1 protein-coding gene is annotated in these 710 nt (G+C 58.3%); it reads right to left on the bottom strand.

Annotated features, from left to right (window positions below):
* The coding region (locus tag GCT19_RS42385) for an IS110 family RNA-guided transposase (RefSeq protein ID WP_152855122.1) at positions 1-710 on the bottom strand (710 nt) is incomplete at both ends.

The raw sequence follows: 710 nt of genomic DNA on the forward strand, positions 1-710 counted from the left end.
GTACTGGCGGGGGACCAGTCCGACGGCAGCGGCAAAGTCGCGGCCGCATCGATACTGCTTTCCATCGCCGAGTTGTGAGGCAAGTAAGCTTGCGGTAATCGGTCCAACTCCCGGAATGGTAAGCAGTCGCTGGGCTATAGCGTCATCCGCAAGCTGCCGGTTGAGCTCCTTCTCGATCTCACCAATCTGCTCCGAAAGATATTTGAAATGCGCATGCAGGCGCTCAAGAATCGCGACGAGACGTGGCGGGAGGGAGTGCTCGGCCAGCAACGCGGGCAGGCGCCTGACAACGGCATTGCCGACAGGTAGCGTGACGCCGAATTCAAGCAGGAATCCATGCATCTGATTGGTCGTGCAAACCTTGTCCCGAACGAGTGAGTCGCGTACCCGGTGCAGGGCAGACAGTGTCTGCTGCGATACAGTCTTCGGCGTTACGAAGCGCATTGACGGTCGGGAAGCTGCTTCGCAGATTGCCTCGGCATCGACGAAATCGTTCTTGTTGCTCTTCACGAACGGGCGTACGAACTGCGGCGAGATCAGCTTTGCCTCGTGCCCGAGTTCGGCGATCTTGCGTGCCATGCAGTGCGCACCAGCACACGCCTCCATGACTATCGTGCATGGATGGAGCGTGGCGAAGAACTCAATCAGTTGCTTGCGCGATAACTTTCTGCGAAACACCGCTTTACCCGCCGCATCCTGACCATGAAGGT

The sequence above is a fragment of the Paraburkholderia atlantica genome (genome assembly GCF_009362785.1).
Lineage (GTDB): Bacteria > Pseudomonadota > Gammaproteobacteria > Burkholderiales > Burkholderiaceae > Paraburkholderia > Paraburkholderia atlantica.